The sequence below is a fragment of the Streptomyces sp. NPDC003032 genome (genome assembly GCF_053591415.1).
In genome coordinates this window covers 83,334-96,219 of the sequence record NZ_JBSFTT010000012.1, presented here as the reverse complement: position 1 = coordinate 96,219, position 12,886 = coordinate 83,334, and the positions used below count along the sequence as shown (strand labels likewise).

13 protein-coding genes and 1 tRNA gene are annotated in these 12,886 nt (G+C 69.2%); 6 read left to right on the top strand and 8 right to left on the bottom strand.

Going from position 1 to position 12,886, the window contains the following annotated elements:
- Window positions 1–3: 3 nt before the first annotated feature.
- Both ACWDZ7_RS18955 and ACWDZ7_RS18950 read right to left on the bottom strand, forming a co-directional pair.
- A complete protein-coding gene (locus ACWDZ7_RS18955) occupies window positions 4–480 on the bottom strand; it encodes a RidA family protein (RefSeq protein WP_451798251.1) in 477 nt (158 codons plus the stop codon).
- On the bottom strand, window positions 477–638 hold the full coding sequence (locus ACWDZ7_RS18950; RefSeq protein ID WP_003975360.1) for a DUF4177 domain-containing protein: 162 nt from the start codon (window positions 636–638) through the stop codon (window positions 477–479). Before ACWDZ7_RS18950 ends, ACWDZ7_RS18955 begins: the two co-directional genes overlap by 4 nt.
- A gap of 82 nt (window positions 639–720) precedes the next feature.
- Between ACWDZ7_RS18950 and ACWDZ7_RS18945 the strand changes: the two genes are divergently transcribed.
- A complete protein-coding gene (locus ACWDZ7_RS18945; protein WP_451798249.1) occupies window positions 721–1,701 on the top strand; it encodes an ArsA-related P-loop ATPase in 981 nt (326 codons plus the stop codon).
- A complete protein-coding gene (locus ACWDZ7_RS18940; RefSeq protein ID WP_451798247.1) occupies window positions 1,698–3,212 on the top strand; it encodes an ArsA family ATPase in 1,515 nt (504 codons plus the stop codon). The genes ACWDZ7_RS18945 and ACWDZ7_RS18940 overlap by 4 nt, the downstream gene beginning before the upstream one ends.
- Before the next feature lie 138 nt (window positions 3,213–3,350).
- On the opposite strand, the gene ACWDZ7_RS18935 is transcribed toward ACWDZ7_RS18940, so the two are convergent.
- Window positions 3,351–3,695: a WhiB family transcriptional regulator gene (locus ACWDZ7_RS18935; RefSeq protein ID WP_030782081.1), complete on the bottom strand. Its 345-nt coding sequence runs from the start codon at window positions 3,693–3,695 to the stop codon at window positions 3,351–3,353.
- A gap of 495 nt (window positions 3,696–4,190) precedes the next feature.
- Here ACWDZ7_RS18935 and ACWDZ7_RS18930 point away from each other — a divergent pair, with 495 nt between their 5' ends.
- The gene (locus ACWDZ7_RS18930) at window positions 4,191–6,473 is read left to right on the top strand and encodes a transglycosylase domain-containing protein (protein WP_451798245.1); all 2,283 of its coding nucleotides are present in this window, start codon (window positions 4,191–4,193) and stop codon (window positions 6,471–6,473) included.
- A 144-nt stretch (window positions 6,474–6,617) separates the two neighbouring features.
- Here the strand turns inward: ACWDZ7_RS18930 and ACWDZ7_RS18925 are convergent, their stop codons facing one another.
- Complete coding sequence (locus tag ACWDZ7_RS18925; RefSeq protein ID WP_451798244.1) at window positions 6,618–7,082, bottom strand: GatB/YqeY domain-containing protein; 465 nt, start codon at window positions 7,080–7,082, stop codon at window positions 6,618–6,620.
- Window positions 7,083–7,199: 117 nt separating this feature from the next.
- Between ACWDZ7_RS18925 and ACWDZ7_RS18920 the strand changes: the two genes are divergently transcribed.
- The 3 genes from ACWDZ7_RS18920 (at window position 7,200) to ACWDZ7_RS18910 (ending at window position 9,336) form a co-directional block, all read left to right on the top strand.
- Entirely contained in the window at window positions 7,200–8,159 is a 960-nt protein-coding gene (locus ACWDZ7_RS18920; RefSeq protein ID WP_451798242.1) for a metallophosphoesterase, read from the top strand.
- Window positions 8,160–8,515: 356 nt separating this feature from the next.
- Window positions 8,516–9,211 carry a Pr6Pr family membrane protein gene (locus ACWDZ7_RS18915; RefSeq protein WP_451798240.1) on the top strand — a complete coding sequence of 232 codons (696 nt, stop codon included), beginning with the start codon at window positions 8,516–8,518 and terminating at the stop codon, window positions 9,209–9,211.
- A gap of 51 nt (window positions 9,212–9,262) precedes the next feature.
- A tRNA-Pro gene (locus ACWDZ7_RS18910) sits at window positions 9,263–9,336 on the top strand.
- 77 nt (window positions 9,337–9,413) lie between these two features.
- Here ACWDZ7_RS18910 and ACWDZ7_RS18905 read toward each other — a convergent pair.
- From ACWDZ7_RS18905 to ACWDZ7_RS18890, 4 genes are read right to left on the bottom strand one after another with little or no spacing between them, the layout of a single operon-like run.
- Complete coding sequence (locus ACWDZ7_RS18905; RefSeq protein WP_451798238.1) at window positions 9,414–10,580, bottom strand: site-specific integrase; 1,167 nt, start codon at window positions 10,578–10,580, stop codon at window positions 9,414–9,416.
- The gene (locus ACWDZ7_RS18900; protein ID WP_451798237.1) at window positions 10,580–10,798 is read right to left on the bottom strand and encodes a helix-turn-helix domain-containing protein; all 219 of its coding nucleotides are present in this window, start codon (window positions 10,796–10,798) and stop codon (window positions 10,580–10,582) included. The genes ACWDZ7_RS18905 and ACWDZ7_RS18900 overlap by 1 nt, the downstream gene beginning before the upstream one ends.
- Window positions 10,795–11,961, bottom strand: coding sequence for an AAA family ATPase (locus ACWDZ7_RS18895; protein ID WP_451798236.1), 1,167 nt, complete (start codon window positions 11,959–11,961; stop codon window positions 10,795–10,797). Before ACWDZ7_RS18895 ends, ACWDZ7_RS18900 begins: the two co-directional genes overlap by 4 nt.
- Window positions 11,958–12,857 carry a bifunctional DNA primase/polymerase gene (locus ACWDZ7_RS18890; protein ID WP_451798234.1) on the bottom strand — a complete coding sequence of 300 codons (900 nt, stop codon included), beginning with the start codon at window positions 12,855–12,857 and terminating at the stop codon, window positions 11,958–11,960. The genes ACWDZ7_RS18895 and ACWDZ7_RS18890 overlap by 4 nt, the downstream gene beginning before the upstream one ends.
- Window positions 12,858–12,886 lie beyond the last annotated feature (29 nt).

The following is a 12,886-nucleotide window of genomic DNA, read 5'->3' as shown; positions in this document are numbered from 1 at the left end:
GCCCTACGGAGAGGTCAGCTCCACCTGGAACTCGACCTCGACCGGCGCGTCCAGCGGAAGCACGGCCACGCCCACGGCACTGCGCGCGTGCACGCCCTTTTCGCCGAGTACCTCGCCCAGCAGCTCGCTCGCGCCATTGATCACACCGGGCTGGCCCGTGAAGTCCTGCGCGGAGGCCACGAACCCGACGACCTTCACGACACGCGCGATGCGATCGAGATCACCGGCGACCGACTTCACCGCGGCCAGTGCGTTCAGCGCGCAGATACGAGCCAGTTCCTTGGCCTCCTCAGGGGTGACCTCGGCGCCGACCTTGCCGGTCACGGCGAGCTTGCCCTCCACCATCGGGAGCTGCCCCGCGGTGTAGACGTACACACCGGACTGGACGGCCGGCTGGTACGAGGCCAGCGGCGGCACGACCGCGGGCAGGGTCAGGCCGAGCTCGGCGAGGCGGGCCTCGACGGCCCCAGCCCCGCTCATGCCTGCTTCTCGCGCTTCAGATAGGCCACCAGCTGCTCGGGGTTGTTCGGCCCGGGCACGACCTGGACCAGCTCCCAGCCGTCCTCGCCCCAGGTGTCCAGAATCTGCTTCGTGGCATGGACGAGCAGAGGCACGGTTGCGTATTCCCACTTGGTCATGTGGCCGACTGTAGTCGGTGTGAGGGGATGCTCACGGTGGGCTCCTGCGTAGCCCGGGCGGCGACTGGTTAGGCTCACGAGTGTGAGCAGGCTCCAGGTCGTCAGTGGCAAGGGCGGTACCGGCAAGACCACGGTGGCCGCCGCCCTCGCGCTCGCCCTCGCGACGGAGGGCAAGCGCACCCTCCTCGTGGAGGTCGAGGGCAGACAGGGCATCGCGCAGCTCTTCGAGACGGAGGCGCTGCCTTATGAGGAGCGGAAGATCGCCGTCGCTCCCGGGGGCGGGGAGGTGTACGCCCTCGCCATCGACCCCGAGCTGGCGCTGCTCGACTACCTCCAGATGTTCTACAAACTGGGGGGAGCCGGCCGGGCCCTGAAGAAGCTCGGCGCCATCGACTTCGCCACCACCGTCGCGCCGGGGCTCCGGGACGTACTGCTGACCGGCAAGGCCTGCGAGGCGGTGCGCCGGAAGGACAAGAGCGGGCGGTACGCGTACGACTGCGTCGTGATGGACGCCCCGCCGACCGGGCGCATCACCCGCTTCCTGAACGTCAACGACGAGGTCGCGGGGCTGGCGAAGATCGGGCCCATACACAACCAGGCGCAGGCCGTCATGCGGGTCCTCAAGTCGCCGGAGACAGCCGTGCACTTGGTGACCCTCCTTGAGGAGATGCCCGTCCAGGAGACCGCGGACGGCATCGCCGAGCTGCGGGCCGCGCGGCTGCCCGTGGGGCGTGTCATCGTCAACATGGTGCGTACGGCACTGCTGGACGAGGCCGAGCTGGAGCTGGGCCTGGAGCAGGCTCCTCGTACGGCCATCGCCAAGTCGCTGTCCGCCGCGGGCCTCGGCGGCGCCCGGCGGGGCGGGAACGCCGAGCGGCTGGTCGACCCACTCCTGGAGCAGGCCGCGGAGTACGCGGAGCGGTACGCCCTGGAGCGCGACCAGCGGGCCGTCCTCACGGAGTTCGGTCAGCCCCTCCACGAACTCCCGCTGCTGGCGGGCGGGATGGACCTCGCGGGCCTCTACGAGCTCGCCACGGCACTGCGGAAGCAAGGGATCGCATGACCCCGGAACCGGCACGGCCCTCTGCCTCGACACGGCCCTCCTCCGACTCGGCACAGACCTCGGACTCGACGCGGACCTCTGACCCGGCACAGACCTCGGACTCGACACGGCCCCTGGACCCCGCCCGCGCGCTGGGCCCCACCCACACTCTTGACGTCGACGCCCTGATCGACGACCCGAAGACCCGCATCGTGGTGTGCTGCGGCTCCGGAGGTGTCGGCAAGACGACCACGGCGGCCGCCATCGGCCTGCGCGCGGCCGAGCGGGGCCGCAAGGTCGTCGTACTGACCATCGACCCGGCGCGCAGGCTCGCCCAGTCCATGGGCATCGACCGGCTCGACAACGTGCCGCGGCGGGTCAAGGACATCGACGGCGCAGGCACCGGCGAAGGCGAACTGCACGCCATGATGCTCGACATGAAGCGCACCTTCGACGAGATCGTCGAGGCGCACGCGGACAAGGAGCGGGCCGCCGCGATCCTCGGCAACCCCTTCTACCAGTCGCTCTCGGCGGGCTTCGCGGGCACGCAGGAGTACATGGCGATGGAGAAGCTGGGCCAGCTGCGCTCCCGCGACGAGTGGGACCTGATCGTCGTCGATACGCCGCCCTCGCGCTCGGCGCTGGACTTTCTGGACGCCCCCAAACGCCTCGGCTCCTTCCTGGACGGGAAGTTGATCCGGCTGCTCATGGCGCCGGCGAAGGTGGGCGGCCGGGCCGGGATGAAGTTCCTGAACGTCGGGATGTCGATGATGACGGGGGCGCTGGGCAAGCTGCTCGGCGGGCCGCTGCTGCGCGACGTACAGACGTTCGTGGCGGCGATGGACACCATGTTCGGCGGGTTCCGTACGCGGGCGGACGCCACGTACCGGCTGTTGCAGGCGCCCGGCACGGCGTTCCTCGTGGTGGCCTCGCCGGAGCGGGACGCGCTGCGGGAGGCCGCGTACTTCGTGGAGCGCCTGGCCGCCGACGACATGCCGCTGGCCGGTCTGGTGCTGAACCGTGTGCACGGCAGCGGTGCCGCTCAGCTTTCGGCCGAGCGGGCGCTTGCCGCCGCGGAAAATCTTGATGAGAGCGGCATTGTGGATCAGGAGGACGGGAAGATTGGAGGTCGTAACTCCTCCGATAATCCGGCGACGTCTGAGAGTCGCGACGAACCCACGGCTGAAGTCCCTGCTGACATCTCTGCTGACGTCCCTGCTGAAACCTCGGCCCCTGCTGAAACCTCGGCTCAAATCTCTGTTGGATCACCTGCTGGATCACCTGTCGCATCACCTGCTGATCCATCGACCGGCTCGACTGGCCCCTCGGCCGACCCGTCCGTCGAGCGGTTGACGGCGGGGCTGCTGCGGCTGCACGCCGAGCGCATGCAGTTGCTCGCGCGTGAGCAGCGCACGCGTGACCGCTTCACCGCGCTCCACCCCGAGGTGGCGGTGGCAGAAGTGGCCGCGCTGCCGGGCGATGTGCACGACCTGACGGGGCTCCGTGCCATTGGGGAGCGGCTGGCGGGCTGAACGGCGGGCATGCCGGACCCCGCGCCGGGCCGACCGGACAGAGCCAGCCGAAACGCTGACCCGGTACGGAACGCTGACCGTGCCGAGCGCTGACCGTGCCGAACCTGACCCACCGATGGCGCTAGCCCACCAACGGCGCTAGCCGACCGCCGCGTAGCTCTCGTACGTCTCCTCGTCCTCCAAGTCCACGGGCAGCAGGCCCGCGCCGCGCTCGTACTCGGAGCGCGCTGTCTCCAGGAGCCTGCGCCATGAGGTGACGGTGGGACGCCTGCGCAGCAGTGCGCGGCGCTCACGCTCCGTCATGCCACCCCACACGCCGAACTCGACGCGGTTGTCGAGCGCGTCGGCCAGGCACTCGGTCCGCACCGGGCATCCGGTGCACACCGCCTTGGCCCTGTTCTGCGCTGCTCCTTGAACGAACAGTTCATCTGGATCGGTAGTGCGGCAGGCCGCCTGCGCACTCCAGTCGGTTACCCAGCCCATACCGGCGCCGTCCTCTCCCGAATCGAGGCTCCCCCACGGCGGCAGCGGCATATTCACCGCCGCCAGTTGAGGACGTTACGGAAGGTGGGCACAGCGCAACACCCCCTTCGGGCCCAATCTTGGATGGCCCGAACGGACTATGCGTAAGCGGCAGATCACCCGACGGAGTGAGCTGGCGACATGCGTGAGGAACCCGGCAAACCGGGACGTTTCAGTTGAGTCACAACGGATGCCTGACGCCACATAGGGCGTATACGGACATAAATCCATCGGATCCGGAAGCGGCGGAGGGCTTGCTGCCGCACCGTACTGCTGTGACAGTTGAGAGCAGCTTAGGCCAAGGCATCGGCCCCTGTCCGGCGATTTGACGCAGAGTGGTCCACCGACCCGGGATGTCACGGACCACCGACCTCGGATGTCACGATCCGGCACTCGAACATCCCGAGGAACACCCACTCCCTCGGAACGCCGTTGACTACGGATTAGGCTGCCCTCATGGGAAAGAAGCGCTCCGGCGGTGGTCTGTCACCAATTCAGCAGGCTGCGAAGTTCCTAGGTGTCAGCGTGCTGGCGGGTGCGGTGCTGGCCGGGATCGCCCTGCCCGCGGCCGGAGCGCTGGGTCTCGCGGCCAAGGGTTCCGTAGAGGGGTTCGACGAGATCCCCTCCAACTTGAAGCAGCCGCCGCTCAGTCAGCGCACCAGCATCCTGGACAGCAAGGGTGGCCAGATCGCCTCCGTCTACTCGCGCGACCGCACGGTGGTGCCCCTCAAGGACATCTCGCCGTACATGCAGAAGGCGATCGTCGCGATCGAGGACGCCCGCTTCTACGAGCACGGCGCGGTCGACCTCAAGGGCATCCTGCGCGCCCTCAACCAGAACGCGCAGAGCGGCGGCGTATCCCAGGGCGCCTCGACGCTCACACAGCAGTACGTGAAGAACGTCTTCGTCGAGGAGGCGGGCGACGACCCGACGAAGGTCGCCGAGGCCACGCAGCAGACGCTCGGCCGCAAGATCCGCGAGCTGAAGTACGCGATTCAGGTCGAGGACAAGCTCGGCAAGAAGCGCATCCTCAACAACTACCTGAACATCACCTACTTCGGTCAGCAGGCGTACGGCATCGAGGCCGCGTCCCAGCGCTACTTCTCCAAGCCGGCCAAGGACCTGCAGCTCCAGGAGGCCGCGCTCCTCGCCGGCATCGTGCAGTCGCCCAGCCGGTACGACCCGGTCAACGACGCGGCGGAGGCCACCCAGCGGCGCAACGTCGTGCTGCAGCGCATGGCCGACACCCACGACATCTCGCAGCAGGAGGCCGCCAAGGCGAAGCGGACGGACCTCGGCCTGAAGGTCAGCCGCCCCAAGAACGGCTGCATCACCGCGGTCAGCGGCGCCGGCTTCTTCTGCGACTACGTACGCGAGGTGTTCCTCAACGACCCGGTCTTCGGCAAGACGAAGGAAGAGCGGGCCAAGGTCTGGAACCGCGGCGGCCTGAGGATCCGTACGACGCTCGACCCGCAGACGCAGGACTCGGTGCAGGCGTCCATCAAGGACCACGTGAACAAGACCGACGACGTGGCGACCGCCGCCACCATCGTCGAGCCGGGCACGGGCAAGATCCTCGGCATGGGCCAGTCGCGGCCCTACGGCTTCCAGAAGAACGAGACCACGATCAACCTCTCCGTGGACGACTCCATGGGAGGCGGCGCGGGCTACCAGCCGGGTTCGACGTTCAAGCCGATCGTCGCGGCGGCGGCCCTGGAGGGCGGCAAGTCCGCCGGGCAGAGGTATTCGTCCCCGTACGAGATGCCGTATCCGGCGCGGGTCTCGGCCTGTGACGGCAAGAACTGGGTGAACGCCAACAACGAGAAGCTCACCAACGAGAACGAGACCGAGGTCGGCCCGTACGGCATGAAGGAAGCGACCGCCAAGTCGGTCAACACCTACTACGTGCAGCTCATCGGTGACATCGGCATCTGCCCGGTGACGAAGATGGCCGACAAGATGGGCGTCGAGCGGGCCGACGGCAAGGAGATGGCCCAGGCGCCCTCGATCGCGCTGGGCACCCAGGAGATGTCGCCGCTGACGATGGCGAGCGCGTACGCGTCCTTCGCCTCGCGCGGCACGTACTGCTCGCCGATCGCCATCGAGTCGATCACCACGCTCGGCGGCAAGTCGCTGCCGGTGCCGAAGTCGACGTGCTCGCGCGCGATGTCGGAGAAGACCGCGGACACGATGAACACCCTCCTGAAGGGCGTGGTCGAGGACGGCACGGGCCAGCAGGCCGGTCTGGGCTCGCGACCGAGCGCGGGCAAGACGGGTACGACCGACTTCCGCTACGCGGCCTGGTTCGTGGGCTACACCCCGAACATGTCGGGCGCGGTCTGGGTCGGCGACCCGCAGCACAAGCGGCAGATGGTCGACATCACCATCGGCGGCGTCCCGTACGACAAGGTCTTCGGTGGCGAGGTGCCGGGCCCGATCTGGCGCGACGCGATGAGCGGCGCCCTGACGGGCAAGCCGGCGCCGGACTTCAACTCCGTACAGCTCCCCGGTGGGGACAAGGGCCACGACAAGAACAAGGACAAGAACAGGAACGGCGGCGGGAACGGGGGCGGGGGCCACGACGACGGCAAGCCGGGTGATGGGGGCGGAGGCGCCGGTGGCGGTGGCGGCGGCAACCCGTGGCCGGACATCACCATCCCGCCGGACGTGCTCGGCGGCGCCGGGAACGGCGGCGGTCATGGCAATGGGGGCGGGATCGGCGGAGGCTGGCGCCGGTAGTACGGGTTTTACCCGCGTACGTACCGCTTGCGTACGAAGGTGAGGGCGCCCCCTGGAGCAGGGGGCGCCCTCACCTTCGTACGCGCATATGTATACGTACTTATACGCATTTACGCATGTGTACGCGGGGGCGGCTGGGCCGGATCAGCCCGCGAGGAGCTTCTTGACCGTGGCGGCGACGCGGCCGCCCTCGGCGAGGCCCGCCACCTTCGGGTTGACGATCTTCATGACCTGGCCCATGGCTCGCGGGCCCTCGGCGCCGGCGGCCCTGGCCTCCGCGACGGCCTCGGCGACGATCGCCTGGAGCTCGTCGTCGGAGAGCTGCTTCGGGAGGTACTCGGCGAGAACCTCGCCCTCCGCCTTCTCCCGCTCCGCCTGCTCGGTGCGCCCCGCCTGTCCGAACGCGTCGGCGGCCTCACGGCGCTTCTTCGCCTCGCGGGCGATCACCTTCTGGACGTCGTCGTCGGAGAGCTCGCGCGCCTGGACGCCCGCGACCTCCTCCTTCGTGACGGCGGTGAGGGTCAGCCGGAGCGTCGAGGAGCGCAGCTCGTCGCGCCCCCGGATCGCGGCGGTGAGGTCTTCCTGCAGCTTCGACTTGAGCGTGGTCATGGGTTGATTGTGGCAGGTGCGGGCGGTTTCCTGCCCGCCGATTTCCCTGGGGCGCGGGCCGGTTGCCGCCGGGCGCCCTCCGGATTCGGGCCGGGCGGCGTCTGACACGATGGGAGGATGCGCGCGCGATACGCAGTACCCCTGGGCATCACGGCGACGGCTGCGGCCGGTCTCGCCTACTCGGTGGGCTTCGAGGCCCGTTCCTTCCGGTTGAGGCGGGTCACGGTGCCCGTACTGCCGTCGGGGATGCGCCCCTTGCGGGTCCTCCAGGTCTCCGACATCCACATGGTGTCCGGGCAGCGCAAGAAGCAGCGGTGGCTGCGCTCGCTCGCGGGCCTGCGCCCCGACTTCGTGATCAACACGGGCGACAACCTCTCCGACCCCGAGGGCGTACCGGAGACGCTGGACGCGCTCGGCCCGCTGATGCGGTTCCCCGGGGCGTACGTCTTCGGCTCGAACGACTACTACGGACCGAAGCCGCGCAATCCCGCCCGCTATCTGTTCGAAAAAGCCCAGGGCAAGCACGGTCTGAACGGCAACGCACCCGCCGTCGGCGTCATCCACAACCCCTGGGAGGGTCTGCGCGACGCCTTCGACGATGCGGGCTGGGTCAACCTCACGAACACCCGCGGCTCACTGAAGATCGACGGCTACGAGATCGGCCTCACCGGCCTGGACGACCCGCACATCAAACGGGACCGGTACGCGCGCGTGGCGGGCGGTCCCGACTCCGGGGCCGACTTCTCGATGGCCATCGTGCACGCTCCGTACCTGCGCTGCCTGGACGCGTTCGCGGCGGACGGCTACCCGCTGATCCTCGCCGGCCACACCCACGGCGGGCAGCTCTGCATTCCCTTCTACGGGGCCCTGGTCACCAACTGCGACCTCGACACGGACCGCGTGAAGGGGCTCTCCACGCATACGGCGGAGGGGCGGACGTCGTTCATGCACGTGTCGGCGGGATGCGGGGCGAACCGCTACACGCCGATGCGGTTCGCGTGCCCGCCGGAGGCGACCTTGCTTACGCTGACGTCGCGGGGGGTGGGGGCCGGGGCGGGGGTGGGGCGCGGGGCCTGAAGCTGTTGGGGCCGCTTGGCTCCCCGGGGCCGGGGCCGGGGCCGGGGTGCGGGGGCCGCCTGGCTCCCGGGGCCGGGGCCGGGAGGCGGGGGCCGCCTGGCTCCCGCACCCCGGCCGGCGGGGCCGGGAGGCTCCCGAGGCCCGGGGGGGCCGGGAGGCCGGGGCCCTAAGAACCGCCACGACGCCCCCGACGCCCCCGACGCCTATGCCCCTACCGTGGATGGATGATCGCTCCACCCCCCTCGGGCAGCGCAGGCACCTCAAGCGCCTCAAGCGCCTCACGCACCTCAGGCAGCCCCGGGACCTCAGACAGCCCCAGCAGCTCAAGCGCCTCGGGTGTTCCCGCGGAGGCGGTCGTGCCACCCGTACGCCGTCCCCTCGTGGCCGCCCTGCGCGCGCTGATCGCCCTCGTCGCAGTGACCGGAATCGTGATCGACCTGGTCACCGGCAGCCCCCAACGCGTCCTCAGCTACTTCACCGTCCAGAGCAATCTGCTGGTGGCGGTGGTCCTCGGCCTCTCCGCATGGCGGGCGTGGCGAGGCCGCCGCCCGCTCCCGCCATGGCTGACCGGCGCCACGCTCTTCCTCATCGCGATCACGGGCCTCGTCCACCACCTGGTCCTGGCGAACGGCTCAAGCGGCTTCTCTATGACGGAGGGACCGGCGCCGGCATCGCCGCACTGGCACGCCCTCTCGAACCAGCTCCTGCACACCGTGACGCCGCTCGGCATGGCCCTCGACTGGCTGCTGCTCACCAGGCCGGGCTGCCTGCGCCCCCGCTACGCGGCCGGGTGGCTGCTCTACCCCCTGACCTACCTGGTCTTCGCCCTGACCCGTGGCGCCCTGCTGCCCCCGGGCTCGACGGCCCGCTACCCGTACCCGTTCCTGGACGTCACCACCCACGGCTACACCGGCGTCCTCGGCAACGCGACCATCTTCGGCCTGGCCTTCTACGCACTGGCCCTGCTGACCGTCACCGTGGACCACATCCGCCCCCAGCCCCGGGGCCCCGAAAACCGGATTTCGTCTCAGGCCGCCAGTCCGCTAAAGTAATCGATGTCGCCACGGGCCTGCAGCAATGCGGGGCCACTGGAACAACGACATCGGGGTGTAGCGCAGCTTGGCAGCGCGCTTCGTTCGGGACGAAGAGGTCGTGGGTTCAAATCCCGCCACCCCGACAGAGAAACAGCAGGTCAGGGCCGGTTTTCCTCAGGGGAAACCGGCCCTGATTCGTGCTGAGTGTCTAACTGAGTGTCTACGGTTTGGGATCGGCCTTGAAGATGCCATCCATGGCGACCGCTCCCGTCTGGATCACGGGGCGGATCTGCTTCCGGTAGACCTCCTCAGTGACGGCCGTCCCGGAGTGCCCGACCAACCGCGAGATCTCTTCGAGCGGCACCCCGCTGTCCGACAGCAGTGAGACGAAGCTGTGCCGCAGCTCCCGCGGCGTCCACTCCTTCGCGTTCACCCCCTCTGCCTTGGTGATGGCCTGCCGGAAGGCTCGCCGGACGTTCGTGGAGTCGAGTTCCTTACCGACGGCTGACGAGAACACCAGCCCGTGTTCCTCCCACTTGTCGCCCGCGGCGAGCCGGTCCCATCCCTGGTCCTCCCAGTGCTGCCAGAGCACTTCCACGCACCGGGCAGGAAGGGCGAGCGTGCGCCGGGACTTCCGCGTCTTCGTGTCCCCTCCGGCACGGACCGACCGCCACACCGCGATGTACGGCGGGATGGGCGGACTCGCGTCCGGCTCGCCCTTGAGAAAGACGTGGTCCCAGGTGAGCGCCCGCAGTTCCTCGGTACGGGCGCCCGTGAGCAGCGCCAGCACGACGTACGCGTGCATGGACGTGTCCGCGGCGGCTTTGAGGACCGCCTCGGCTTGGGCGAGTGTCAGGGCCTTGGACGGTCGTCCCGGCTGCCCCTTCGGGATGGAGCACAACTCGACTACGTTGCGCTTCACCTTGTCCCGCGCCATGGCGCGCTTCACCGCACGATTCAGGCACGAGTGGATGCCCTGCAAAGTGCGGGTGCTGAGCGTCTTGGCCTTGGCGGCAAGCCACTTGTCCACATCTTCCGCGCTCAGATCACGGAGCTTGCGAGCCCCCAGGGAAGGGATCACGTGCCTCCGGCTCAGGATGGTGCACGCGTCCAGCGTCCCCTTGTCCCGACCGGCCAAGCCGTACATCAGCCAGTCGTTCACTGCGTTCTCCACCGTGTAGCCGGTGGGCGCGATGGCGAGACCGTCCTCATGGTCGCGAAGAACCTCCTTCAGCTTGTTCTTCGCCTCGGTCTTGGTCTTGCCACTCGCACGCTTCATGATCCGCTTGCCACTCGGGTCATAGCCGAGACTGGCAGCCGCGATCCAGCGCTGTCGGCTCTCGTTCCAGTAGAGACCGCCGTCTCCCCTACTGCGACGCTTGGCCACTACTGTCCCCCTGCCTCGCGCTCAAGGAGCGCGACGTAGTCAGTGATTGCGGATGCTGGGATGAGCCGCGTACGGCCTTCCTTGACGGTGCGGAGACGGCCAGCGCGGATCAGGTCGTAGATGACGGTCCGGCTCATGTTCAGGACGCGCATGGCGTCCTTCACCCGGTAGAGAAGGGGTTCGGCGGACACGTCCCGCTCAGGCATGGCGAGGGTCACGGGTTCCTCCTCAGGTCGGGCGCCGTGGTGTCGGAGCCGGACAGCCCGGACAGCTCCATTTCCGACTGTCCGGCCCGTTCGTGCTGGTCAGGTGGGGTAACCGGACAGTCGGACAGCTCGGACACCTCCGGCGCGCCCTGTGTCCGGGTCTCGGTGTCCGGGTAGTACCGGCCGCTGCCGTCCTTGGTGAGCTGTCCCGCCTCGGCCATGCGGGAGCACGTCCGGCGGATCGTGTCGATGTCGACGTGTGACAGCTCGCTCGCCATGTCCTTGGGCTTCGAGCCGGGGTGGGCTCGGACGTAGCGCAGGATCGCGGCTCGGGTGTCGCCGACGGTGTGGTCGGAGACGGGGCCGCCCAGCAAGTGCCAGGCGCCGGAGGCGGCTTGGAAGCTGAGGGCGTACTCGGCTTCGTCCACGTCCCGGCCGGTGACGTGCAGGATGCCGTCTGCCTGCCCGCGCGCTCGTTTCAGTACGAGGGTGGCGTCTGCCGCTCCCGCGATGCCGTTGGTCCCGGAGACCTCAGTGAGGAAGTCGTCGGAGCCTGCCTTGCGGACGTGGTGGACCAGAACCACGGCAATGCCGTAGTGATCGGCGAGCCGCTTCGCGTAGCCGACGGAGACATAGTCCGCGTCGTACGCCGACACCCCTTGTGGGGCCTGTCCGCGCATCTTGGCGAAGACGTCGATGACGACCATGCGAGCGTCAGGGTTGCGGTCCAGCCACTGTGCGATGGCCTCGGTTCCGCCCTGGGGGAAGGGCGGGCATTCGGTGACCAGGGTGAGCCCAGCGGGCGCGGGCTGTCCGCCCAACAGCTTGCCCATCCGGGTCTGAAGTCGGCGCGGGGTGTCTTCAAGGGCGAGGTAGAGCACGGGTCCGCCTTGGACCGGTACGGAGTCGAACGCCTGGCCCCCGGCCGCAACCGCGAGCGCAAGCCCCAAAGAGAGCCAGGATTTGCCGACCTTCGGCGGTCCGGCGAGCAGGCTGACACCTTCGGCGAGGATGCCGGGCACGGCCCACTTCGGCTCGGGGAAGTCCGCGGCCATGAGCTGATCGGCCGTCCACGCGGTCCGCGGACGCTCCCGCTTCGGCGGCGCCACCGGGGGTGTCTCTGTGTCGCTGGGCACGGAGTACAGGTGCAGGGGCGGGATGGGGTTGGCACTCATGCTGCGACCTTCCTGGGGCGCCGTGCTCCGGCCCTGAGCCCAGAGGCGATGGTGCGCAGTGCCTCACGCTCGCCCTGGCCGACTTGAAGCGCGGCGGGCAAGAGCCAGCCGGTCACAGCGGCTTCGCTCAGCTCTCCCCCGGCAACGAGCTGTCCGAGGGCGACGGAGGCGATGTAGAGCGCGGTGTTGTGCTGGTCTTCGCCGGAGTTGGTGACACGGGCCAACTCGCCATTGACCGCGGCGTTCAGGAACTTGCCTCGCCGGTCGCGACCGGCGAGCGCGACCGTGACCGGCTGCTGTGGGGGCAGCGGAGCGGGGCGCAGCAGTTCGGCGAGCCAGACCGGCAGGGGCGCCGCGGTGCCGTTGTGGGTGACCTCGTAAGGGCGTCCGTCGAAAGTGCTGCCCGCGCCGACCACGAGCCCGCCCACGGCGCGGGTGTCGACCTTCCAGCCCAGCCCGCGGGCGCTGCCCCCTGCGGTGTTGCGCAGGCGTTCGCCCTCGGGTGCGGTGAAGTACAGATGGGTGCCGCCGCTCCAGGTGCGCACCGTGTACGTATCGGCGGGGAACGGCTGGCCGTGACGCTCACAGAGTACGGCGAGCACGTCGGCGCCGTCGGTGACGCCGTACTCGGCCCAATCGGCCGGCGGCGTGTCGTCGGGGTGCTTGGGCCTGTCCAGGTCGATGACGACCAGGCCGGAGGGGCCGGTAGCGATGCCGACGTTGTAGGGGGCGTGCGTCCAGCACCGGGTGATGCGGTCCGGGTCGGTGGTGGCCCGGTCCTCCCACTCAGGGATGGCGGGGCGCTTGTCGCCAAATCGGAGGGGGAAGACGTGCCAGCGTCGCGCCGCTGCGTCAAGCGCTGCGGCGAGCTGGGCGGAGCCGTCCAGGTGAGGCATGCTGGGGGTTCTCCTGTTCTGTCTACGGA

Excerpts from the sequence above, each read along its gene's own strand:
- ACWDZ7_RS18955 (WP_451798251.1), bottom strand. The coding sequence starts at position 480 with ATGAGCGGGGCTGGGGCCGTCGAGGCCCGCCTCGCCGAGCTCGGCCTG.
- ACWDZ7_RS18950 (WP_003975360.1), bottom strand. The coding sequence starts at position 638 with ATGACCAAGTGGGAATACGCAACCGTGCCTCTGCTCGTCCATGCCACG.
- ACWDZ7_RS18940 (WP_451798247.1), top strand. The coding sequence starts at position 1,698 with ATGACCCCGGAACCGGCACGGCCCTCTGCCTCGACACGGCCCTCCTCC.
- ACWDZ7_RS18935 (WP_030782081.1), bottom strand. The coding sequence starts at position 3,695 with ATGGGCTGGGTAACCGACTGGAGTGCGCAGGCGGCCTGCCGCACTACC.
- ACWDZ7_RS18930 (WP_451798245.1), top strand. The coding sequence starts at position 4,191 with ATGGGAAAGAAGCGCTCCGGCGGTGGTCTGTCACCAATTCAGCAGGCT.
- ACWDZ7_RS18925 (WP_451798244.1), bottom strand. The coding sequence starts at position 7,082 with ATGACCACGCTCAAGTCGAAGCTGCAGGAAGACCTCACCGCCGCGATC.
- ACWDZ7_RS18920 (WP_451798242.1), top strand. The coding sequence starts at position 7,200 with ATGCGCGCGCGATACGCAGTACCCCTGGGCATCACGGCGACGGCTGCG.
- ACWDZ7_RS18895 (WP_451798236.1), bottom strand. The coding sequence starts at position 11,961 with ATGAGTGCCAACCCCATCCCGCCCCTGCACCTGTACTCCGTGCCCAGC.
- ACWDZ7_RS18890 (WP_451798234.1), bottom strand. The coding sequence starts at position 12,857 with ATGCCTCACCTGGACGGCTCCGCCCAGCTCGCCGCAGCGCTTGACGCA.